Source organism: Lutibacter sp. (assembly GCF_033723435.1).
Lineage (GTDB): Bacteria > Bacteroidota > Bacteroidia > Flavobacteriales > Flavobacteriaceae > Lutibacter.
This window is the reverse complement of record NZ_JAWVXC010000010.1, coordinates 38,737-62,079: the sequence shown is the minus strand read 5'-3', so window position 1 is coordinate 62,079 and position 23,343 is coordinate 38,737. Positions and strand designations below refer to the sequence as shown.

The following is a 23,343-nucleotide window of genomic DNA, read 5'->3' as shown; positions in this document are numbered from 1 at the left end:
CTTGATCAATAATGAGTAATTTTAAATCGTAACCTACTTTTTCATAAGATATTTTTCGACAGGGTGGTTTTTGTTTTTTCATACTTTCGTTGTTTAAGTTGTCTAATTTTTAGTCAACCTATTTCAGGAAAGTACATTTTTCCAAATGTGTTACAACGGTCTCGTATAACCGTCAGTTACGGTTTTAAAGTTACTGTTTTTTCGATTGAACACCGGCTTAGAAATTCCGAGTGGATTCGGACGTAGTCGAATCCGCCGTAATTGTGGTTATACATTGTTGGCAAATCGTTTTTACTTTTATGGTATAAAAATTAGTCGTTGTTTTAACTTTTCATTTCCCAAAACCCAAACAATTAAATATCCGCCAGCTCCATCGCTATTCCATTGATGAACTATATAATCGTCTTTGTTTTTGTTGATTTCAAATTCATTGTTACATTCAAAAATATCTTCGTAAAGGATGTTCGGAATTTCAATAGACTTTCCATTTATTGAGGTTTCAATTCCGACAACTTCTGTTTTAGGAATATTTCCGTCAGTTCCGTAAATTCTACGTCCATTAATTTTAGTTAGCCATTTTCCGTCAAAATCCGAAATTTTATTTTCCAGACTAAATTCCTTTAGCTTATACTCAAATGAAAATTCCGTTCCAGTGTATTTAGTCAAATCCTCAATTGGGCATAAACGACTTTTATGAATGTACCCCATAAAAGTATCGTCTTCTCCACATTCCAATTGGTATTTGTTTTTTGAAATATATACGGTTATCCAATCCGATTCTGTTTCGTTTTCTTGATAACTAAATACTTCAGAATTTTTGAGTTTATAAATGACTTCAGAATCAATTTTAGGAAGTTTCCGAACGTTTGTAAATCCATCAACATCTTTTATAACTGCAATTTGTCCGTAATTCAGATTACAGAAAAATAGGATTGAAAAGATTATTAAAAAGTTCTTCATTTTCTTATTATGCAGTTTTTCTTAAATGTTTGCCAACATGTTTGTGTATGATTTCGTTGCGTGTTTCAGCAACTAATTTACCAAATACAAACCAAATAGAAAATTCGCGAGGATTTTCGTAAGTAGGCTAGTACTAGTAATGAATTATACACGGTGTTACCTGCTGGTTTTTCTTAGCTATACAAACAGATTAATTTCCATCTTTACGTTTATATTCTTTTAGTTGCTTTTGTTTTTCAATATCAGACATATATTGTCTTTTTTCCATTGCTTTTTTTCTTTCGCTTTCAGAATATGTTGCATCAATTCGTTGTAATTCTAAAGTTCTTTTTAGCAATTCTTGAACTTTATTATTTTCTTTCAATAAATCTTTTTGTAATGATTGCAGACTGAAAAAACTCGAAGCCCAACTATTGTTTTTAGTATTTTCTATAATACTATTACAATTGTCTTTGATTCTTTTTGTTAGTGAAAAAATCCTACTTTCTAATGCATATGTTCCAGAAATTTTCTTTTTAATTACAAGACATTTTTCATTAGCAAATCCAAATCGATTATTTTTTTTTAAGTAGTTATAATGCGTTTCAACTAAGGGCTTTGCTTTTAAATACTCTTCTTCAATTGAATGAGCTATAAGTTTGATGTTTTTTGCTCTTTGGAATCTCTCGTCATAATTTATCTTTATTGCCTTTAATTCATTTGTAATTTCTTTAATAGCACTTTCCTGATTAGTGTATTTAATAGCTTTTATCAAATTGTCTTCTTTTAAAACACTTAAAGTTGTTGTTAGCGTAAAAATTAATGTTAAAATTAGTTTCATGTTTAATTCTGATTTAGATAATTAATGTAAAAAGTTATGTTTATATTTTTTCACTTTACTTGCAGGTAACTTGTTATATCCGTTAAAAACATACTGTTTATCAGTTTAAGTTTCCGGATAAACGTATAATTTAGTTATTTTTATCAGAACGAAATACTCAAAAATATAAACTAATAAACTTGTTGTTTGTGCTGTTTTTTTCTGAATATACTAATGGATTATTTCGCAATTTTTAATCGTTTCTCAAATTTAAAGAAATATATTTAATAACTATTCCTAATCATTTATTTATTTTGTGAATAATTGGATTAAAGGCTTTAGAAGCTACCAAAATTTTGTCACCAATTACTAAATTGACTCCTTCCGTTTCGTCTGCTATAACTTTAACAATATCCTTTCCAATTTTAATAGTTAAAATATATAAAAAATCTTGTTTTTCAATGGCAACAAGATCGCCTGTAAATTGAAATTTGGCATTTAAATTCTGAAATTTAAATAATTCACTTGGCTTCCCTTGTCTAATAATTTTTCCACATTCTAATTCAAATAAATAATCAGACATTCTAAGAATTTCTGAAATGTCATGACTTATAAGAATAGTGGTTAATTTAAACTCGTTATGAACTTGTAAAATATGTTGTTGTAGCTTATATCTAATTTCAGAATCTAAAGCGGAAAGAGGCTCATCTAACATTAATATTGAAGGTTTTTGAACTAAGGCTCTTGCCAAAGCCACTCTTTGTTTTTGGCCACCAGATAAAGTTTCTGGTTTTCGATCTCTTAAATTCCCTAATTCAACAATTTCAATTAATTCGGATATAATTTTTTTATCTTGATTTTTAGTTAAAGCAAATTCCAGATTTTCTTTGACTGTCATGTTTGGAAATAAAGAGTAATCTTGAAAAACATAACCAACTTTTCTTTGCTGAGGTTTTAAGTTTATTTTTTTTGAAGTGTTTAACCATGTATTTCCTTGTACAATTATTTCACCTTTTTCGGGTTTTAGCAAACCTGCCAAAATTCTAAGAATAGTAGTTTTACCAGCTCCGGATTTTCCATAAAACGACACCAAATCTCCTTGTGTTATTTGTGTGTTTATAGCAAGCTCCATTTCACCTGATGCAGCTTTTAATTTCTTTTGAATATTTAGCTGAATCATTTTATTAATTGTTTTAAATATCCACCATTAATTAAAAAAACGGTTAATAAAATAGCGAAAGTTATACAGAATAAAATTAAAGAATAGGTATTAGCAGCACTATAATTTAAGGCTTCAACTTCGTCATAAATAGCTATTGAGGCTACTCTGGTTTTATCAGGAATATTACCTCCAATCATTAACACAACTCCAAATTCACCAACAGTATGTGCAAAGGCTAAAACAATTCCGGTTAATAAAGATGGTTTAATATTAGGCAATAATACTTTAAATAATGTTGTGGTTTTTGATTTTCCTAAAACATAAGAAACATCAATAAGAGATTGTGATAAATTTGAAAATCCTGCTTGAATAGGATGTACCATAAATGGTAAACTATAAATAATTGAAGCTACTAACAAACCTTCAAATGAAAAAACTAAACGTAACCCAAGCCATTCATTTAACCAGTTTCCAAATGCATTTGACGGGCTAAAAGCTACTAATAAATAAAATCCAATAACGGTTGGTGGTAAAACCAAAGGCATACTTACTAAAGTTTCAATAATTGGTTTTATTTTTGATTTTGAAAAAGCTAACCAATAAGCTAACGGAATTGCTATTAATAATAACATAAAGGTAGTTATTAATGCAAGTCTAAAAGTTAATATTAATGGTCCCCAATCAATCATGCAGATAATATTATTTCGTTGGTTTTTATCATCGCTGTAACTTCACAATTTTCGGTTAAACTAAGTTGATTTACAGCATTTGTTGTAATAATAGATGATATGTCTCCAACATCAGTATTTATAGTTATTTTACTTAATAAATTTTTTGAAGTGATATTGGTTATTTTTCCAAAAAACTTATTTTGTAAACTAATATTAGTTACATTTCCTTTACCAATGATAACCTCAGTTTCTTTAAAAATAACGGAAATTTCATTGCCGATTTTTAAAAATGGTTCCGTAGAAGGTGTATCAATTAAAATAGCAGAAATTTTTTGGTCATTTACTGCTACTTTAACAAATGTTAAACTACCATTTACCTTCAAATTTTCTATGATTCCTTTTAAAATATTCATTTATTTTTTAGTAGAGTAACCAAAGTTATTTAAAATTTCTTTTGCTTTAGACGAAAATAAAAAATTATAAAATTTTGTAGCTCTTTTAAGCTTGTATTTTTTATTCTTTATAATAACAACTCCTTGTTTTATAGGAGAATATAAGGTAGAATCAATTTCAATCCATTTTCCATTTCCTTTCATTTTTGGAGATAATACTACAGATTTAGAAGTAAAACCTATATCAGCCACTTTTGAAGTAATAAATTGATTAGTTTGAGCAATGCTTTGTCCATATACTAATTTAGATTCAATTTCATTATAAAGATGTGCATTTTTTAACGTTTCAATAGAAGCAATACCGTAAGGTGCTGTTTTAGGATTTGCAGTAGCAATATGTTCAATGTATTTTTTGTTTAGTAGTGTTAAAGAAGGTTGTAATGTGTCTTTTATAGTCCAAAGTACTAATTTTCCAAAGGCATAAATTTTTGGAGGAGAAGTTGTAAATCCTGATTGAAATAAATTATTTGGGTATTTCATATTTGCGGAAACAAATATATCATAAGGTGCACCTTCTTTTATTTGCGCAGTTAATTTTCCTGAAGAGCTTATAATGGTTTGGCATTTAATACCAGTTTCTTCATAAAATTTGGCTACTAATTCATCCATTGCAAATTGCATATTTGCAGCAGTAGCAATAGTTACTATTTTTTGTTCTTTAGTTTTACATGAAGTAGCTAAAATAAATAGACTTAGTACTATTAATTTCAGTGAAAATTTTAAATTATTTGGTAAGGTCATTTTAAGTTTACTTAAATAGAAAGGCTAATATACTACCTCTTAAATTATTTAGAATGATTTAAATCATAAAAAAAATCAAATTATTTCTCGAAATTTAAAGTAATAATTTAAAACTCTAAATTATGAAACGATTAGAACCTGTATCAAAAATAATGACGACTGATTTAATTACGCTAAGCTTATACGATGATTTGTACAAGGCTGAAAAATTGTTTAAAAAGCATCATATTCGCCATATTCCTGTGGTAGATAATCATCATATAGTAGGCATGTTAAATCTTTCTGATTTAAAAAAAATTAGCTTTTTAGATGCTTTTGATAGTAATGAAATTAGAGTAGATAATGTTGTTTATAAAATGCTAAATGTTGAGCATATTATGGTTAAAAATCCTATTCCAGTTCAAGTAAATGCAACTATAAAATCGGTTGTAGAAATTTTAGCAGAGAATGATTTCCATGCTTTACCTGTAGTAGATAAAAATGAATTAGTAGGTATTGTTACCACAACAGATTTGCTGAAATATTTATTAAAACAATACGAAATAGAAGCTTCTGAATTAACTAATTAAGAAACGAGAGCTTTTAAAGTTTTAATAGTACTTGTAGGATTTTTACTTTTAAAAACAAAACTACCAGCTACAAAGGCTGTTGCTCCTTTATCAGCTAATTTTTGGATGTTTTGATCTGTTACACCGCCATCAACTTCTATAATAGCATCAGATTCTGAAAATTCAATTAAATTTTTAAGTTGCTCCACTTTTTTATAGGTATTTTCAATAAAACTTTGCCCTCCAAAACCTGGATTTACACTCATAATTAACACCAAATCTAAATCGGCAATAATATCTTCTAAAACTGCAATTGGTGTATGAGGATTTAAGGAAACTCCTGCTTTCATTCCTGCAGCTTTAATTGCTTGAACTGTTCGGTGAAGATGTGTACAAGCTTCATAATGCACGGTTAAAATATCTGCGCCAACTTTTTTAAAATCTTCAATATATCTATCAGGATTCACAATCATTAAATGAACATCCATGGTTTTTGTTGCATGTTTTTTTATAGCGCTAATTACAGGCATTCCAAATGAAATGTTTGGGACAAAAACACCGTCCATTACATCAATATGAAACCAGTCGGCATCACTTTTATTAACCATTTCTACTTCTTGTTGTAAATTTCCAAAGTCAGCCGATAAAATAGAAGGAGCAATATATGTTTTCATTCTTTAGTTTTGTTTTTGCAAAAATAAGTTTAAAAAAGAAAAACTCTCGAAAATTTCGAGAGTTTTTCTTTTTATTGGATAATAATTATTCAAAATCAGAAAAATTATCCTAAATATGTTTTTAAAATTTTGCTTCTAGATGTGTGTTTTAAACGTCTAATTGCTTTTTCTTTTATTTGTCTAACTCGTTCGCGAGTTAAGTCGAAAGTTTCTCCAATTTCCTCTAACGTCATTGGATGAGCATCACCTAAGCCAAAATATAACATTACAACATCTGCTTCGCGAGGTGTTAAAGTTTCTAACGCACGTTCAATTTCTACTTTTAAAGATTCATGTAATAAAGTTCTATCTGGATTTGGAGATTCACCTGTGTTTAAAACATCGTATAAATTAGAATCTTCACCTTCAATTAGAGGAGCATCCATAGATACGTGACGACCTGAATTTTTCATAGATTCTTTAACGTCGTTAACGGTCATATCTAATTTTTTTGCAATTTCTTCAGCAGATGGTGGACGTTCATTTTCTTGTTCTAAAAATGCATACATTTTATTGATTTTATTAATAGAACCAATTTTATTTAAGGGTAAACGTACAATTCTTGATTGTTCTGCTAAGGCTTGTAAAATAGATTGTCTAATCCACCAAACAGCATAGGAAATAAATTTAAAACCACGTGTTTCATCAAAACGTTTTGCGGCTTTAATTAATCCTAAATTACCTTCATTAATTAAATCAGGTAATGTTAATCCTTGATTTTGATATTGTTTTGCTACAGATACAACAAAACGTAAGTTTGCTTTTGTTAATCTTTCTAAGGCAACTTGGTCACCAGCTTTTATCCGTTGAGCTAATTCAACCTCCATTTCAGCGGTTATTAAATCCACTTTTCCAATTTCCTGTAAGTATTTATCTAATGATGCGGTTTCTCTATTGGTAACCTGTTTAGTAATTTTAAGTTGTCTCATGTAGTAGCTTAAATTTTTTAGTTATTTATAAAGTCTATTATATATACGTAGTATTTTATAAAAAGTTACAAAATATTTGTAAAAACTAGTCTAAAAACAAATTTTGGACTAAATTTCTTCCTCTTAAAATAAAAAAGCTTCTCATTTTTGAGAAGCTTTTTTATTTAATAAGTGATTATTTTGAGTTTTATTTTTAATCTCTTGGAGTTCTAGGTTTTCTATCTCTGTCACCACCACGGTTATCACGAGATTTATGATCTCTATTATTATCACGTGGAGGTCTTTCTTTAAAACCTTCAGGTTTTGGTAAAATAGCTTTACGAGAAACTTTTTCTTTACGAGTTTTAGGATCTCTTCCAAAGTATTTTACATCAAAAACATCTCCAACTTTTACTACATCAGTTACGTTGTTGGTACGTTCCCAAGCTAATTCAGAAATATGTAAAAGAACTTCATTTCCAGGAGCTTCAATATATTCTACAACTGCGCCAAAATCAAGTATTTTAATAACTTTAACTTCATAAATGCTTCCAACTACAGGTTTAAATGTAATAGAATCAATTTTAGCTAAAACAGCATCAATACCATTTTGATCGGTTCCTAATATTTCAACAATTCCTTCTTCAGTTACAGGGTCTTCATTAATTACAATAGTAGTACCTGTTTCTTTTTGTAATTCTTGAATTACTTTTCCTCCAGGCCCAATTAATGCTCCAATATAATCTCCTGGAATAGTTTTAGTAACCATTTTTGGAGCGTGAGCTTTAACAGTAGCATTAGGTTTAGCAATAGTATCGGTTAATAAACCAAGAATATGTAATCTACCTTCGTGAGCTTGTTTTAAGGCACTAATTAAAATTTCATAGGATAATCCTTTAATTTTAATATCCATTTGACAAGCAGTAATACCATCAGCAGTACCAGTTACTTTAAAGTCCATATCACCTAAATGATCTTCATCCCCTAAAATATCCGATAAAACTGCAAATTTATCTCCATCAGAAATTAAACCCATTGCAATACCTGAAACTGGTTTTTTCATTTGAACCCCAGCATCCATTAATGCCATTGTACCAGCACAAACTGTTGCCATAGAAGAAGAACCATTAGATTCTAATACTTCAGAAACAACTCTAACTGTATAAGGACAATCTTCAGGAACCATTATGCTTAAAGCACGTTGTGCTAAATTTCCATGCCCAATTTCTCTACGGGAAGTTCCTCTTAAAGGTCTAGCTTCTCCAGTACAAAAAGGAGGGAAGTTATAATGTAAATAAAAACGTTCTTCACCTTGGTAAGTTGGCATATCTACTTGGTTAGCTTCTCTTGAAGTTCCAAGAGTTACTGTTGCTAAAGCTTGAGTTTCTCCTCTGGTAAAAATTGCAGAACCATGTGTTGAAGGTAAATAATCTACTTCACACCAAATAGGTCTAATTTCATTAGTTTTTCTACCATCTAATCTTATGCCTTCGTCTAAAATTAAATTACGAACCGCTGCTTTTTGTGCTTTCGAAAAATATTTTGAGATTAAATCTCTTTTTTCATCTAATTCTTCTTCAGAAAAAGATGCTTTTATTTCTTCTTTTACAGCATCAAATTTTTCAGAGCGTTCATGTTTTAATGATCCTAATTTAGCAATATCATAACATTTTTGATATGCCATTTCATGAATTTTAGCTTCTAAATCAACATCATTTTCCTCTAAATCGTAAGTTCTAGTTTCTTTTTTACCTACTTTATTTACAAACTCTACTTGAGCTTTACATTGAGTTTTAATAGCTTCATGAGCAGCTTTAATAGCTGCAGTCATTTCTTCTTCAGAAACTTCATTCATTTCACCTTCAACCATTGCAACAGAATCTTCTGATGCTCCAACCATCATATCAATATCCGCTTTTTCAAGTTGAGTTCTACTTGGGTTAATGATAAATTCTCCATCAACTCTTGCAACTCGCACTTCTGAGATAGGATATTCAAATGGAATGTCACTTAATTGAATAGCGGCAGAAGCTGCTAAACCTGCAAGTGCATCAGGCATTACATCGTCATCATTAGACATTAACTGAATCATCACTTGTGTTTCAGCATGGTAATCTTTAGGAAATAGTGGGCGTAATACACGATCCACTAATCGCATAGTTAAAATTTCTTCGGTACTAGGTCTTGCTTCTCGCTTAAAAAAACCGCCTGGATATCTACCTGCTGCTGCAAATTTTTCTCTGTAATCTACGGTTAATGGTAAAAAATCAATACCAGGACTTGCTGTTTTTGCTGAAACAACGGTAGCTAATAACATAGCTTTTCCCATTTTTACAACAACGGAACCATCAGCTTGTTTAGCTAATTTTCCAGTTTCTAGGGTAATAGTTCTTCCATCACCCAATTCAATAATTTGTGTATGAACCTTTGGTATCATAAATAAGTTTAAAATTTTAATTAAACAATTGGTTTAGTTGTTGTGTTGTGTTTTACCAATGAAAAGTTTAATTGCTGCTTTCTTTTAATCTAATAAAATTAAATAAAAAAGAGGCAAAAAGCCTCTTTTGAAATGAATTTATTTTCTTAAACCTAATTCCTTAATTATAGCACGATACCTTACAATATCATTTTTAATTAAGTAATCTAGTAAATTTCTTCGTTTACCTACTAATTTAACTAACGCTCTTTCAGTGTTAAAATCTTTTCGATTGTTTTTTAAATGTCCTGTTAAATGGTTAATTCTGTGAGTAAATAATGCAATTTGACCTTCAGTTGAGCCAGTGTCTGTTGCAGATTTGCCATGTTTTGCAAAAATTTCTGCTTTTTTTTCTTTTGTTAAATACATGCTAACATTAATTTTTATTAATAATTTTTATGCGTTTATAACCGTAATTAGTTACAGTCGGCAAATATACTATTATTATTTTGATTTACAATCGACTATAAATAAATACTTTTTCACGATAAATTTAAACCTTTTTAGTTTTTAAGGGTCATAGTACAGTAAACAAATTTTATAATATTAAATTTAATTAAAACAAAATCTTATGAAAACTTTGAATTTTAAACTTTTTATGTTTTTGGCAATTAGTAGTTTATTTGTTACTAGTTGTCAAAAAAGTGATGGTGTAGTTACTACTAACCCTATTACCGAAGCAGAAACTATAGCGTTAGTAGAATCGGATGATGTTACAGATGATGTAAACAATATAATTGATGATTACTTAATTGAAAACGAAGGAATATCCGCACGTTCAACAGAAGATAGTAAGTATAATCCTATATTAACTTGTGCTACTAGAACAATTGTGGTAACAGATACAACTAAAGTAGTTACTTTAGATTTTGGAGAAGGTTGTGAATTACCAAATGGTAATATTATAAGCGGAAAAATTATTATGTCTTATACTGTGGATACAAGTGTAGCATCTTTTACAGTTACCTATACTTTTGAAAACTTTTATTTTAACGATTTAAGTGTTGAAGGAGAAAATACATTGGTTAGAGTTAGAGAAAATGAAAACGGAAATCCTCAATCTACTTTAACAATGGATATAAAAGTAACTTGGCCAGATGGTGAATTTGCTTCAAAACAAGGAACAAAAGTTAGAGAATGGATAGAAGGATTTGAAACAAGAGATTGGAGTGATAATGTATTTTTAATCACAGGAAATTGGGCTGTAACGTTTAAAGACGGAACAGTAGTTTCAGCAAACATTACTACTCCTTTACGTAGAGAAATGGCTTGTAGGTTTATTGTAAGTGGAGTTGTTGAACTTCAAAAAATTCAAACTTCAGGAACACTAGATTTTGGAGATGGAACTTGCGATGATGTTGCAACATTTACAGATGAAAATGGAGTGGTTACTGAAATTACTTTGAGAGGCAGAATGTTTTAAAAATTCGGGGTTTGGTATTATAAAAAAAAGCGAGCATAGCTCGCTTTTTTTATTTTCTAACTGGTAAATTTTGTACCAAATCAATATATAAATTAATTTGTTTTTTTAAGTTTTTTCGTTCAATAATTTTATCTAAAAATCCATGTTCTAAAACAAATTCAGAACGTTGAAATCCTTCTGGCAGATCTTTACCAGTAGTATCTTTTACAACCCTAGGACCTGCAAAAGCTACCAAAGCATTAGGTTCTGCAACATTAATATCTCCTAACATTGCATAAGATGCAGTAGTACCTCCAGTAGTTGGGTCAGTACATAAAGATATATAAGGTATTTTTGCTTCAGATAATTGAGCTAATTTAACAGAAGTTTTTACTAATTGCATTAAAGATAAAGATGCTTCCATCATTCTTGCTCCACCCGATTTTGAAATCATCAAAAAAGGCATTTTTTGTTTTATAGCATAATCAATTGCACGAGCAATTTTTTCACCAACAACACTACCCATTGATCCTCCAATAAAACTAAAATCCATAGCTGCAATAACTATGTTTTTGCCTAAAGATTTTCCTACAGCAGTACGAACAGCATCTTTTAATTTAGTTTTTTCATAAGCATCTTTTAAACGATCTGTATATTTTTTTGAATCCGTAAATTTTAAAGGATCTTTAGAAACAATATTTTTATTTAATTCTCTGTATTTATTATCGTCAAACAAAATTTCGAAATATTCTTCACTTCCAATTCTAACATGATAGCCATCTTCTGGGCTTACATAGTAATTTTGTTTTAACTCATCAGTATCTATTATTTTACCACTTGGGGTTTTATACCAAAGACCTTTTGGGACATCTTTTTTTTCTTCTGTAGGAGTATGAATTCCTTTATCCTTTCTTTTAAACCAAGCTGCCATAATTTTTTATGTTTTAGTTAAAATGGGGGTGCAAATTACTAAAAAAAACAAAGAGAACATATAAAATATGTTCTCTTTAAAATTTCAAATGTTAAAAATACTGATTATAAGGTGTTTACATTATTTAAATCTTCAAAAGCTCTTTTTAAGCGAGATTTAAATGTTAATTCACCTTCACGTAGCCATTTTCTAGGATCATAATATTTTTTGTTTGGTAAATCATCTCCATCAGGATTTCCAACTTGAGTTTTTAAATAATCAAGGTTGTTATTCATATAATCACGAATTCCTTCCATAAAAGCAAATTGTAAATCGGTATCAATATTCATTTTTACAACACCATAACCAATAGCTTCTCTAATTTCTTCTAATGTAGAACCAGAACCACCATGGAATACGAAATCTACTGGATTTTTCTCTGTTTGATAATTTTTTTCAATATATTTTTGAGAGTTGTCTAATATTTTAGGAGTAAGTTTTACATTGCCAGGTTTATATACTCCATGTACATTTCCAAAGGACGCTGCAATAGTAAAATGATTGCTAATTTTTTTAAGTTCTTCGTAAGCGTAAGCAACTTCTTCAGGTTGTGTATATAATTTTGATGCATCTACATCAGAATTGTCCACTCCGTCTTCTTCGCCACCAGTAATTCCTAATTCAATTTCAAGGGTCATTCCCATTTTATCCATTCTGGCAAGATACTTTTTACAAAGTTCAATATTTTCTTGGATTGGTTCTTCTGATAAATCAATCATATGAGAACTAAATAAAGGAACACCATTTTCTTTATAAAATTGTTCGCCAGCATCTAGTAAACCATCAATCCAAGGTAATAACTTTTTTGCGCAATGATCGGTATGTAAAATAACAGGTATTTCATATTCTTTTGCTAATAAATGGATATGTTTTGCTCCTGCAATAGCTCCTGCAATAGCTGATTTTTGATTTTCGTTAGATAATCCTTTTCCTGCATTAAATTGAGCTCCTCCGTTAGAAAATTGAATGATTACAGGAGAATTTAATTCTTTAGCTGTTTCTAATACCGCATTTATTGTATTAGATCCTGAAACGTTTACAGCTGGTATTGCAAAGCCTTTTGATTTAGCTAATTTAAAAATTTCTTGAACTGCATTTCCAGTTGCAACTCCTGATTTAATGTTATAACTCATAATATATTAGGTGTTATTATATTTTATATAATTTATGTTCTGACAAAGTTACTAATTTAAGTATTGTCTTTTATTTGTACAACTATAAAGTAGCGAAAACGAAATAGTGAAACTAATTTTTAGAAAGGATAACTTATACCAAAATTATATACGGTATGATTAAAATTATAGTTTGTAAACCATTGATTTCCTTTTTCTAAATATGGTTCGTAAGTTTTAAATCCTAAATCTAATCTTAATAAAATAAAACTTAAATCGTATCTAATTCCAAATCCTGAGCCTATGGCAATATCTTTTATTGAATTGATACCTTTAAATTTTGCGCTTTCTAAAGTAACAGGAGAATTAGTAATATCCCAGATATTACCTGTATCTACAAAAAGTGCTCCTTTTATGCTATTTATAATTTTAAATCGATATTCTAAACTACTAATAAATTTTAAACTTCCTACATTATATTCTAATCCAGTTCTAGATGATCCTGGTCCTAAATCATAAATTTTCCAAGCTCGTAAATCGTTTGGCCCACCTATAAAATAACTTCTACTAAATGGAATGCTGCTTGAATTTCCGAAAGGATAAGCAATACCTAAAAATGTTCTAAATGCTAAAACATTTTCTTGTTGTAAATTCCAGAATTTTTTATACTCAAAATCTGTTCTAATAAATTGTGCAATTGGAGTTTTTAAAATGGTTTTTACATTGTTTTCATCTCTAGTGTTTGAAAGTAATGTACTTAAATTTCCTGAGGAAACTACACGAGCTCTAAAAAATGAAAAGTCAGTGTCTTTATAATTTTGACTGTTATTGAAAGTAAATGTATAAGCAATTGATGGCACCAAAACATCTTCAGTAATAATATTATATCGCTTTTTAATGTTTTGAGCTAGTTTAAACTCATCTGGGTTAGATGTTTCAAAAGAAGCATCAATATAAGTGTTTATAAAATCTATTACATTATCTGTAGTAACAGTTTCATTAAAATACGTGTTTGCAATATTTTGTATTTGATTAAATTCTGATTTATAAATATTGAAATACGAATTTATATTTAAGTTTTTAATAAACTGAGCATTTAATAATTGTAAACTTTGATTTATGGTTTTGGATGAATTCCAAGTATAATCTATAATACCAGTAAATTTTTGTTTATCTAGTCCAATATTTTTTTGCAAACTTGTTCCTAAGGAAAAAGTGGTTTTAGGAGACATTTTTTTTGGAACTAATTTGTCGGTTTTAAAAGGAAGTAAAAATCGAGGTAGCGTTAAGGAAATATCACTACCAATTTCCCAAGCGTTTAATAATTTATTATTGGTAGCGGCATCTTTGGAATCTAAAAATGAGCCTTGTATAGAGAATTTTAATATTTCAGCTCCTTTAAAAATATTTCTATTTAAAAATGATAGTTTACCAGAAACACCTAATTGTCTTATGTTTGAATGATTTAATTCTGTATTAAATCCTAAGGAATATTTTTTTAAAGGGGTTAAATAGATGGAAGCGAGTAAATCATCACTATTAGGTAACTCTGTATATTTTATGTTAACCGATTTAAAATTATTTAAATTTCGTAAATGTTTACGAGTTAGCTCTCTACTTTCATCTTTGTAAATTGTATTTGGCTCAATAAAAACACTATTTAATAAAATTTTCGGATTATAATTTAGTTTGGTTTGTGCTAAAAAATGGTAACCATTAAAATTTAAACTATCTTTTATAGGTTTATCTTTATTGTTAAATGAATAATCAGTATAAATATTTACCGATTTAATTTTTTGAATTTTAAAAGGAACATCGGCAATGCTATCATTTATTATTAAATTAATGTTCGCTTTGTAGTTTGTAGAATCTACATCAACTAGAATAGCATTTTTATTAAACCTATAAATTCCAGAGTTTCTAAATAATGTACTTATTCTGTTTTGTTCTTCTATAAAAGTAGAAAATCTAAATTGTTCTCCTTTTTTTATTAGTGTTTCTTTTATGTGCGCTTTATAAATAGAATCTAAAACAGCAGATTCAATAGATGAATTAATAGTATCTAAAATATATGGCTTTCCAGTTTTTACAATATATTGTACGGTGGCTTTTTTGTTTTTTAAAAAGTTGTTTTTAGCTGTTACTTTAGCATTAAAAAAACCTTCGTGAAAATAATGTTGTTTAAGATTTTCAGTAGTTTGTTTTGTTTTAGTTGGGCTTAAAATAACAGGTTCTTCACCGTTTTTTAACCACCACTGATGCATGTTGTATTTAAAATTTCGAATTCCTCTTGCTTGTTTTTCAGAAAAAACTCCTTTGGTAAACTTATACCAGCCAGGGTTATTTTCTTTCCATTTTTCAAAATCAGTTTCAAAATTTTTATTACCAATATTGTAAAAATATAAAGGAAAAGGTATTCCTAAAACTAGCTGATTTGGTCGTTGAATAATATAATCACTTATTTCGTTGTCAATAGTTTTTTTATTGTTAACGATAATAGTATTTTTTGTTAATAAATGTTCATTTTCAGGAACATATTTAACAGCATTACACGATGAAAAACTAAAAGTTATACTAACTAAAATTATTAATATTGTAAAATTGTTTTTCAATAAATAAGAGTTTAAATTTGTTTCAAAAGTAAAACATTTAAAAGTATTAGCAAATTACTATTTTATATTAAATAACTTATGAGTTTAAGCAAAGTTCAATTAAAATTAATAACGAGTCTTCTACAAAAAAAGTACCGTAAAAAGCATAATTTATTTATGGTGGAAGGTATAAAAGGAGTTCAGGAATTTTTAAACTCAAAGTTTGAATTTTTTCAGTTATTAACTTCCGATGCATCTATTTTTTTAGAAGTAGAAAATAGAATAGTAATTTCAGAAAACGATCTTAAAAAAATTAGCAATTTAAAAACGCCAAATAAAGTAGTCGCTTTATTTAGAATTCCAGAGGAAGACATAATAGTAAATAATGGATTAATAGTTGCTTTAGATGAAGTAAATGACCCAGGAAATTTAGGAACAATTATTAGATTGTGCGATTGGTTTGGAATTGACCAATTAATTTGCTCAAAAAATACAGTTGATTGTTTTAATCCAAAAGTTGTACAAGCAAGTATGGGCTCTTTAACCAGAGTTTCTATAATTTATACAGATTTAGATAAATACTTGCAGCAAACTAAATTGCCGAAATTTGCTACTATTATGGATGGAGAAAATATTTATAAAACTAAATTACCAAAAGAAGGAATTATAATTATGGGCAATGAAGCTAACGGAATTAGAAGTGAAATTTTGAAATTAGTTACCAATAAAATAACTATTCCTAGATTTGGTGAATTTCAAAAAACAGAAAGTTTAAATGTAGCTACTGCAACAGCAATTGTTTTAAATGAGTTTAAGCGAAATAGTTAGTGAAATGCAAATTTTATAAAAATGCCTCGAGTACCAAAATAATCTATTGGTCCTGTCCATTTGCTGTTTGGGTCATTGTCTCTTACTAATTCATTATTTATAGCAAAAACACCTCTTATTGATGGTGAAAAAATAAAGTATGGTAAATAAAAATCGACACCTACACCTAATTCATAACTAAAGTTATTCTTTTTCATTCTAAACTCGCCATTTAAATTGTCGTCAGGATTATCTTGATTACTTGAAAAATTAAAATCATAAGACAAACCACCAATTAAATAAGGTCTAAAATTATTAAGTCTATTTGCATTCAACTTAAGTAATAAAGGAATACGTAAATAAGTTGCATTTATATCTCTAATGCTATCTTTAGGACCACCAGCAATATGAGTAAAAGCAAGTTGTTTTGTATTGCTTGAAAGTCCTGGCTCTAAACGTAAACTTAGGTTTTTATGCAAACGTAAATCTCCAATAAGTCCAACATTAAAACCAACTGAAGGTGTTACATTTATGTAAGAATTTGCTGTTTTATAAGTTATTTTATAATCTTTTTTATTGAAGCCTAAATAATAACCAAAAAATATTTTTTGCTTGTCCCAGTTTTGTTTATAAATTACTATATCTCTTTTTTGAGCATTTACAGATGGAATAAACGAGCATAATAATATAACTACGACTAAAAATTTTCTCATATGTTATTTTTTTGCAACATATATGGATGCTACTCCAAAAGTTTGTGGTTTATCTTCAATAGCTATAAACCCAGTTTTTTCTAAAATATTGTTGAAAGCTTTACCAAATGGAAATTTTGCAGCAGAATCGGATAAATATTTATAGGCAACTTTATCTTTGGAAAAGATTTTTCCAATTAAAGGTAAAATTTTTGTAGAATAAAATGTGTATCCTTGTTTAAATGGAAACTTTGTAGGTACTGATGTTTCAAGAACAACAAAAGTTCCTCCAGGCTTTAAAACTCGGTAAATTTCAGATAAACCTTTTTCTAAATTTTCAAAATTTCTAACTCCAAAAGCTACAGTTATTGCATCAAAAGAATTGTCATCAAATGGTATATTTTCAGAATCGCCAACCACCATTTTTATGGTGTTACTTAAATTTAGCTTTTCAATTTTTTTTCTTCCAACATTAAGCATTCCTTCTGAAATATCTAGCCCAATAATAGAAGTTGCACTTGTTTGTGTTAAGTTAATTGCCAAATCGCCAGTTCCAGTAGCAATATCTAAAATGGTAGTTGGATTTGTTTTTTTTACAATTTCAACTACTTTTTTTCGCCATTTTATATCAATTCCAAAAGAAATTACACGGTTTAAACCATCATATTCTTTTGAAATAGTATCAAACATTTTGGTTACTTGATCCTTTTTTCCTAAAGATGAATCTTTATAAGGTTTTACTTTTTCAGTCATAAATAATTAGAAGTTTATTGCAACTACTTCCTCTATTTTTCCAGGAATTAATTGTTTTAACATGGCTTCAATTCCATTTTTTAAAGTAATAGTTGAAGAAGGACAACCGCTACAAGCACCTTGTAAAATTACATTTACTGTTTTAGTTTCTTCAATGTAAGATTGAAATTTTATATTTCCTCCATCAGCAGCAACAGCAGGTTTAATATGCTCATTTAAAATAGAAACTATTTGTTGTGAAACATCGTCTAATTCTTCTACAGGAGTTTCGGTAATTGCTTGGTTTTCTCTATGAACAGGAACTTCATTAATAATAGATTTTCCTTGATCAATAAATTGTTTTATAAACGAACGTAATTCTACAGTAATATCATTCCACTCAATAGCATCAATTTTTGTGATAGCAACGTAATTTTCTGAAAGAAAAACTTCTTTAGTAAAAGGAAAATTAAATAATTCAGTTGCTAAAGGAGATGCTTTTGCTTCTTCATTAGTTTTGAATTCAAAGTTAGTAGTGACTAATTTTTTGTTAGTGACGAATTTTAAAACAGATGGATTTGGCGTTACTTCAGCATAAACTTCTAACGGAAATTGATTTTGTTTTTTTTCTTCTAAAATTATAGGATTTCCAGAGTTCAAATAATTTTCAAGTTGTTCTTTTATTTCATTTTGTACATCTTCCCATTCAACAATAGAAAAACGTTCTAAGGCAATAAAATTTGCAGAAATATACACTCGCTGAATAAATGGCAAGTAAAATAATTGCTGTGCTAAAGGTGAATTTTTAGCATCGTCAATATTGTTAAACTGATAACTTCCACTAGTTAAAATTTTATTCGTTGTAAATTTTAATATAGTAGGAGTGTTTGTTGGTTCTATATTTAGAGATATTTGACTCATTTTTAATTATTTTGTGCAAAAGTACTAAAACAAATTTATCCTTTAGGTTTAAAAATAAAAAAGGCTTATAAATCTATTAGTTTTATAAGCCTTATTCTTTTAGAAATATTTTTTTAGATGTTTAAAACCAATGTTGCGGTTAATTTAGAATTGTCAATATTTAAGTTTGTAGCTTCCACTTCATTATATTGAGGATAAAAATTGTAAGGAGCTGTGTAACTTGATTTTTGATAAGAAACATCAAAATTTCCACCTCTAAATTTAAATCCTGCTCCTAACGAAAACCCATCTATGTTATCAGAACTTAAAGCATTTTTATAAGGACTTTTTGCAGTATGATAACCACCTCTTATTGAAAAGTTATCAAAACGCCATTCCGTACCAATTCGTAATTCACCAACACTTTCTAAATCGGTTTTAAATGCTTGATTTTCTGCTGAAAAGTTAGCATTAGTAAGTGTAATATTACTATAATCTTTATAAGTATAATCAACACTTATTAAACCTTGTTTGTCAAATATATAAGCAAAACTTCCAGTTAATTTACTTGGAGTTCTTAATTTATAGTCAAAAGCATTAACGCCAGAATAATCTGAGCTAGTATTGCTGCCATTTTCGAAAATGTTTACATCATATTCAACAAAATCTTCGGATAAGTTATACCAAACTGGAGATTGGTAAGCTAAACCTAATCTAACATTATCATTTGGTTTAGAAATTAAACCAATATTAAAAGAAAATGCATCTCCATAAGTACTTAATTTTTGGATTTGAGATACATCAAAAGTATTACCATTGCCATCATTATTATATTCTTCAATAAGTGCATTTTGATAATAATTTACGTTATATGTGTTTATTGCTGCCCCTAAATATAAATTATCATCAAATTTTGATGCAAGTGTAAAGCTATATTTATCGGTTTTACCACTAGTATAATTTTCAAAATGTTGACCATCAGAATTTACGTAAACAACAGGATTATTATCATATAAATCTTTAATTGGAGCAAAATTACTATTACCATTAGCAAACCATTGGTTTTCAAAATCGTTAGTAATACTATAATTAAATCCAATAGCTACATTTCCCCATCCAGAATTTCCATTATAATTATTAAAAACAAAAACGCCACCAGCTTGTGATAAGTTGGTGTAATCATTTTCAGTTAATTCATTATTTCCGTAATAATTGGCATTAACTTGAGTATTTCTGTTATTTAATGAAATGGCAAATTCACTTTTTAAAAATACAGCTGCTCCAGCAGGATTAATATCCATTGCAGAAATATCTCCTCCTAATGCTCCAAAAGCACCACTCATAGCATTAAATCTAGCTGTACCATTAATGTTTTCATTCGAAAATAATACGCCAATATCATTATAACTTAAAGTTTGAGCCGTCGTTGTGTAAGCAATACCTAGCATTGCAATTAGTAATAATTTTTTCATGATGATGTTTTTTTAATTTCGTCTGGAACTTCTACTTCTTGAAGAAGAACTATTGCCTGAAGATCTTGATGATGAATAAGACCTAGAATAACTTCTTCCACTGTTATTGTTTGAATAACTTCTTGTTGGTTTACTATAAGAAGTATTATTTGAATTAGATCTTCTTTGTGTGTTAGAGTAGTTTGAATTCGTCCTTTTTTGAGTGTTTGAAGAATAATAATTTCTTCGTACTGTACTTTTTGGATTTACTTTAACGCTATTTTGTCTTGTTCTGGTATAACTTTTAGAATTAGGATTATAATAGTTATAAGCTGTATTCCTTCTAGTTCTGGTTGTAGATCTTCTTGTGTTACTATTGCTATTCGAATTTGAATTTTGCCTAGTGTTATAGTTACTTCTAGTAGGTTGACGATTTATTTGTCGATTACCATTTGAATTGTTATAATTTCTATAAGTATCAGTTCGTCTATTCCTATTTAAATTACTTGTAGGCGTTCTTCTTGTAGTAGTTGTAGTAGCTCTTTTAGTGGAATAACGATTTGTATAGGTGTTATTAATTGCTGCATTTCTAGAGGTACTTCTTCTATATGTGTTGTAAGTAGAACGTTTTCCATAGCTATCATAGGTTCTATAATATCTACTATAACCATAATAATTATAGTAAGGAGAATAGTAGTTGTAATATGGATAGTAATAATTCCCATAATATTCATAATAAAATGGGTTATAACTGTAATAATATGGATTATATCTAGGATAGTAATAGTAAGGATAATAATTGTAGTAGTATGGGTAGTAGTTGTAATAATTATAGTAGAAAGGATTATACCAATAATTATTGTAACCATAATAACCATTATCAATAGTTATAGTTACATCTTTTGCATATTCCCAAGGTGCATTATCATTATTTTGGATGGAATCATTTTCGTAATTATCAACATTATAATCTGAAACGTAATCATCAACATTTGTAAAAGAGTCGTTTTCATCAATGTTTTGCATATCCTCTAGTTGACGAGAAAAGTAATTTTGATCAAAATTAGAATTATTATTGTTTTGAATAACTACTTCTTGTTGATTGTCAGAAGCATAAATACCATCATCATCCATATTGTAGGCACTTTGGTAGGTGCCACAAGAAACTACACTCAACGTAAAAATAGCAAGTAAGCTTATTTGAGCGGCTTTTTTGTTAAAATATTTTAAAACTTCCATAATCTGTTTAGTTTTTTATTGTTGAACAATCAAAAAAGAATTAGTTTTGTCGAAATTAGTACTTTTTTATAAAAAGTTGCAATATTTATGCCAAACTTTTAATTATGAGTAAGAAATTAACAACTAGAGAAACTGATTATTCTAAATGGTATAATGAGCTTGTCGTAAAGGCAGGTTTAGCGGAAAATTCAGGGGTAAGAGGATGTATGGTAATTAAACCATACGGATATGCCATTTGGGAAAAAATGCAAGCCGAGTTAGATAAGAAATTTAAGGAAACAGGTCATGAAAATGCATATTTTCCATTATTTATACCAAAATCATACTTAAGTAGAGAAGCAGATCATGTGGAAGGTTTTGCAAAGGAATGTGCTGTAGTAACACATTATCGTTTAAAAAATGCTGAAGATGGAAGTGGAGTAATTGTAGATCCAGAAGCAAAATTGGAAGAAGAATTAATTGTTCGTCCAACTTCCGAAACTATAATTTGGGATACTTATAAAAAGTGGATAGAATCTTATAGGGATTTACCTTTATTAATTAATCAATGGGCAAATGTGGTTCGTTGGGAGATGAGAACAAGGTTGTTTTTGAGAACTGCTGAGTTTTTATGGCAAGAAGGGCATACGGCACATGCAACTAAAAATGAAGCAGTAAAAGAAGCGGAATTAATTTTAGATATATATGCAAATTTTGCTGAAAATTATATGGCAATGCCGGTAATTAAAGGATTAAAAACCGAAAGTGAACGTTTTGCTGGAGCTGTAGAAACATATTGCATTGAAGGTTTAATGCAAGATGGAAAAGCACTACAAGCAGGAACTTCACATTTTTTAGGGCAAAATTTCGCTAAAGCATTTGATGTTAAATTTACCTCAAAAGAAGGAAAACAAGAATATGTCTGGGCAACGTCTTGGGGTGTTTCTACTAGATTAATGGGAGCCTTGGTTATGACGCATTCGGATGATTTAGGTTTGGTATTACCACCAAATTTAGCGCCAATTCAAGTAGTAATTATTCCAATTCATAGAACAGAAGAACAGTTAGATGCTATTTCAGTAAGAATAAATGAAATGGTTGTGAAGTTGAGAAAACTGGGAGTTTCTGTAAAATTTGATGACAGAACATCTTTTAAACCAGGATGGAAATTTGCAGAGTACGAATTAAAAGGTGTTCCTTTACGTTTGGCAATGGGTCCACGTGATTTAGAAAATGGAACTATTGAAGTTGCCAGAAGAGATACTTTAGAAAAAAGCACTATTTCACAAAAAAATATTGAAAATTATATTGTGGATACTTTAGAAGAAATTCAACAAAATTTATTTGATAAAGCTTTAGAATATAGAAAAAATCATATTACGGAGGTTGAAACTTTTGAAGAATTAAAAGAAGTTTTAAATACTAAAGGAGGCTTTGTATCAGCACATTGGGATGGAACAGCTGAAACAGAGGAAAAGATAAAGGAATTAACTAAAGCAACTATTAGATGTATTCCTTTAGGAAATAAAATTGAAGAAGGAAAATGTGTATTAACAGGGGCAAAATCGTCTCAAAGAGTTTTATTTGCAAAAGCTTATTAATTTTATTTTAAAAAGTTTTGCAGAATAAAAAATAGTTGTATTTTTGCATCCGCTATAACGAAATAAAAAGTGATAGTTTAACAATGGTCCGTTCGTCTAGGGGTTAGGACGCCAGGTTTTCATCCTGGTAACAGGGGTTCGATTCCCCTACGGACTACAAAATTTATAAAAAATTTAAAATGGCAAATCACAAGTCAGCATTAAAGAGAATTAGAAGTAATAAAGTTAAGCAACTTAGAAATAAATATCAGCATAAAACTACACGTAATGCTGTTAGAAATTTACGTTCTTTAACTGAAAAGAAAGAAGCTGAGGAATTATATCCAAAAGTAGTTGCAATGCTTGATAAATTAGCTAAAAATAATATTATTCACAAAAATAAAGCGAGTAATGTTAAATCAAAATTAGCTAAATTTGTAGCAGCTTTATAAGAATTT

At 28.8% G+C, this 23,343-nt stretch carries 23 protein-coding genes and 1 tRNA gene; 6 read left to right on the top strand and 18 right to left on the bottom strand.

All coding sequences use genetic code 11. The features are described 5' to 3' along the window. Nucleotides 1–297: 297 nt before the first annotated feature. From R3342_RS12620 to modA, 6 genes are all read right to left on the bottom strand, one after another. Nucleotides 298–960, bottom strand: coding sequence for a hypothetical protein (locus R3342_RS12620; protein ID WP_318940717.1), 663 nt, complete (start codon nucleotides 958–960; stop codon nucleotides 298–300). A gap of 190 nt (nucleotides 961–1,150) precedes the next feature. Further along, on the bottom strand, nucleotides 1,151–1,780 hold the full coding sequence (locus tag R3342_RS12615) for a hypothetical protein (protein ID WP_318940716.1): 630 nt from the start codon (nucleotides 1,778–1,780) through the stop codon (nucleotides 1,151–1,153). A gap of 280 nt (nucleotides 1,781–2,060) precedes the next feature. After that, nucleotides 2,061–2,939, bottom strand: a complete 879-nt coding sequence (locus tag R3342_RS12610; RefSeq protein ID WP_318940715.1) for a sulfate/molybdate ABC transporter ATP-binding protein — start codon at nucleotides 2,937–2,939, stop codon at nucleotides 2,061–2,063. Next, nucleotides 2,936–3,610, bottom strand: a complete 675-nt coding sequence (modB, locus tag R3342_RS12605; protein WP_413468717.1) for a molybdate ABC transporter permease subunit — start codon at nucleotides 3,608–3,610, stop codon at nucleotides 2,936–2,938. Before modB ends, R3342_RS12610 begins: the two co-directional genes overlap by 4 nt. Next, complete coding sequence (locus tag R3342_RS12600; protein ID WP_318940714.1) at nucleotides 3,607–4,005, bottom strand: TOBE domain-containing protein; 399 nt, start codon at nucleotides 4,003–4,005, stop codon at nucleotides 3,607–3,609. Before R3342_RS12600 ends, modB begins: the two co-directional genes overlap by 4 nt. Continuing rightward, nucleotides 4,006–4,785, bottom strand: a complete 780-nt coding sequence (gene modA, locus R3342_RS12595; RefSeq protein ID WP_318940713.1) for a molybdate ABC transporter substrate-binding protein — start codon at nucleotides 4,783–4,785, stop codon at nucleotides 4,006–4,008. Between the two features lie 122 nt (nucleotides 4,786–4,907). On the opposite strand from modA, the gene R3342_RS12590 reads away from it, so the two are divergent. Next, nucleotides 4,908–5,354 (top strand): HPP family protein, encoded by a 447-nt coding sequence (locus R3342_RS12590; RefSeq protein ID WP_318940712.1) that lies wholly within the window; start codon nucleotides 4,908–4,910, stop codon nucleotides 5,352–5,354. On the opposite strand, the gene rpe is transcribed toward R3342_RS12590, so the two are convergent. The 4 genes from rpe to rpsO form a co-directional block, all read right to left on the bottom strand. Next, nucleotides 5,351–6,007: a ribulose-phosphate 3-epimerase gene (gene rpe, locus R3342_RS12585; protein ID WP_318940711.1), complete on the bottom strand. Its 657-nt coding sequence runs from the start codon at nucleotides 6,005–6,007 to the stop codon at nucleotides 5,351–5,353. The genes R3342_RS12590 and rpe overlap by 4 nt on opposite strands. 104 nt (nucleotides 6,008–6,111) lie before the next feature. Further along, on the bottom strand, nucleotides 6,112–6,975 hold the full coding sequence (locus R3342_RS12580) for an RNA polymerase sigma factor RpoD/SigA (RefSeq protein WP_318940710.1): 864 nt from the start codon (nucleotides 6,973–6,975) through the stop codon (nucleotides 6,112–6,114). Nucleotides 6,976–7,168: 193 nt separating this feature from the next. Beyond that, nucleotides 7,169–9,391: a polyribonucleotide nucleotidyltransferase gene (locus R3342_RS12575; protein ID WP_318940709.1), complete on the bottom strand. Its 2,223-nt coding sequence runs from the start codon at nucleotides 9,389–9,391 to the stop codon at nucleotides 7,169–7,171. 138 nt (nucleotides 9,392–9,529) lie between these two features. Next, entirely contained in the window at nucleotides 9,530–9,799 is a 270-nt protein-coding gene (gene rpsO, locus R3342_RS12570; protein WP_318940708.1) for a 30S ribosomal protein S15, read from the bottom strand. Nucleotides 9,800–10,001: 202 nt separating this feature from the next. On the opposite strand from rpsO, the gene R3342_RS12565 reads away from it, so the two are divergent. Then, entirely contained in the window at nucleotides 10,002–10,853 is an 852-nt protein-coding gene (locus tag R3342_RS12565; protein ID WP_318940707.1) for a hypothetical protein, read from the top strand. Between the two features lie 49 nt (nucleotides 10,854–10,902). On the opposite strand, the gene accD is transcribed toward R3342_RS12565, so the two are convergent. From accD to R3342_RS12550, 3 genes are all read right to left on the bottom strand, one after another. After that, nucleotides 10,903–11,763, bottom strand: a complete 861-nt coding sequence (accD, locus tag R3342_RS12560; protein WP_318940706.1) for an acetyl-CoA carboxylase, carboxyltransferase subunit beta — start codon at nucleotides 11,761–11,763, stop codon at nucleotides 10,903–10,905. Nucleotides 11,764–11,867: 104 nt separating this feature from the next. Further along, complete coding sequence (gene fbaA, locus R3342_RS12555) at nucleotides 11,868–12,935, bottom strand: class II fructose-bisphosphate aldolase (RefSeq protein ID WP_318940705.1); 1,068 nt, start codon at nucleotides 12,933–12,935, stop codon at nucleotides 11,868–11,870. 119 nt (nucleotides 12,936–13,054) lie between these two features. Continuing rightward, nucleotides 13,055–15,526, bottom strand: a complete 2,472-nt coding sequence (locus R3342_RS12550; RefSeq protein WP_318940704.1) for a BamA/TamA family outer membrane protein — start codon at nucleotides 15,524–15,526, stop codon at nucleotides 13,055–13,057. Nucleotides 15,527–15,604: 78 nt separating this feature from the next. Between R3342_RS12550 and R3342_RS12545 the strand changes: the two genes are divergently transcribed. Further along, complete coding sequence (locus tag R3342_RS12545) at nucleotides 15,605–16,333, top strand: RNA methyltransferase (protein ID WP_318940703.1); 729 nt, start codon at nucleotides 15,605–15,607, stop codon at nucleotides 16,331–16,333. Here R3342_RS12545 and R3342_RS12540 read toward each other — a convergent pair. The 5 genes from R3342_RS12540 to R3342_RS12520 all read right to left on the bottom strand — a co-directional run bounded on the left by R3342_RS12540 (nucleotide 16,330) and on the right by R3342_RS12520 (nucleotide 21,326). Further along, nucleotides 16,330–17,025 carry a porin family protein gene (locus R3342_RS12540; RefSeq protein ID WP_318940702.1) on the bottom strand — a complete coding sequence of 232 codons (696 nt, stop codon included), beginning with the start codon at nucleotides 17,023–17,025 and terminating at the stop codon, nucleotides 16,330–16,332. The two genes, R3342_RS12545 and R3342_RS12540, sit on opposite strands and share 4 nt — an antisense overlap. A 3-nt stretch (nucleotides 17,026–17,028) precedes the next feature. Further along, nucleotides 17,029–17,757 (bottom strand): bifunctional demethylmenaquinone methyltransferase/2-methoxy-6-polyprenyl-1,4-benzoquinol methylase UbiE, encoded by a 729-nt coding sequence (gene ubiE, locus R3342_RS12535; RefSeq protein WP_318940701.1) that lies wholly within the window; start codon nucleotides 17,755–17,757, stop codon nucleotides 17,029–17,031. A 6-nt stretch (nucleotides 17,758–17,763) separates the two neighbouring features. Then, nucleotides 17,764–18,657, bottom strand: a complete 894-nt coding sequence (locus R3342_RS12530; RefSeq protein ID WP_318940700.1) for a NifU family protein — start codon at nucleotides 18,655–18,657, stop codon at nucleotides 17,764–17,766. Between the two features lie 113 nt (nucleotides 18,658–18,770). Continuing rightward, nucleotides 18,771–20,108, bottom strand: coding sequence for an OmpP1/FadL family transporter (locus R3342_RS12525; protein WP_318940699.1), 1,338 nt, complete (start codon nucleotides 20,106–20,108; stop codon nucleotides 18,771–18,773). Between the two features lie 12 nt (nucleotides 20,109–20,120). Continuing rightward, nucleotides 20,121–21,326 (bottom strand): hypothetical protein, encoded by a 1,206-nt coding sequence (locus R3342_RS12520; protein ID WP_318940698.1) that lies wholly within the window; start codon nucleotides 21,324–21,326, stop codon nucleotides 20,121–20,123. 104 nt (nucleotides 21,327–21,430) lie between these two features. Here R3342_RS12520 and proS point away from each other — a divergent pair, with 104 nt between their 5' ends. The 3 genes from proS (at nucleotide 21,431) to rpsT (ending at nucleotide 23,337) form a co-directional block, all read left to right on the top strand. After that, nucleotides 21,431–22,906 (top strand): proline--tRNA ligase, encoded by a 1,476-nt coding sequence (proS, locus tag R3342_RS12515; RefSeq protein WP_318940697.1) that lies wholly within the window; start codon nucleotides 21,431–21,433, stop codon nucleotides 22,904–22,906. Between the two features lie 85 nt (nucleotides 22,907–22,991). Next, nucleotides 22,992–23,063, top strand: a tRNA-Glu gene (locus tag R3342_RS12510). Between the two features lie 22 nt (nucleotides 23,064–23,085). Beyond that, nucleotides 23,086–23,337: a 30S ribosomal protein S20 gene (gene rpsT, locus R3342_RS12505; RefSeq protein WP_318940696.1), complete on the top strand. Its 252-nt coding sequence runs from the start codon at nucleotides 23,086–23,088 to the stop codon at nucleotides 23,335–23,337. Nucleotides 23,338–23,343 lie beyond the last annotated feature (6 nt).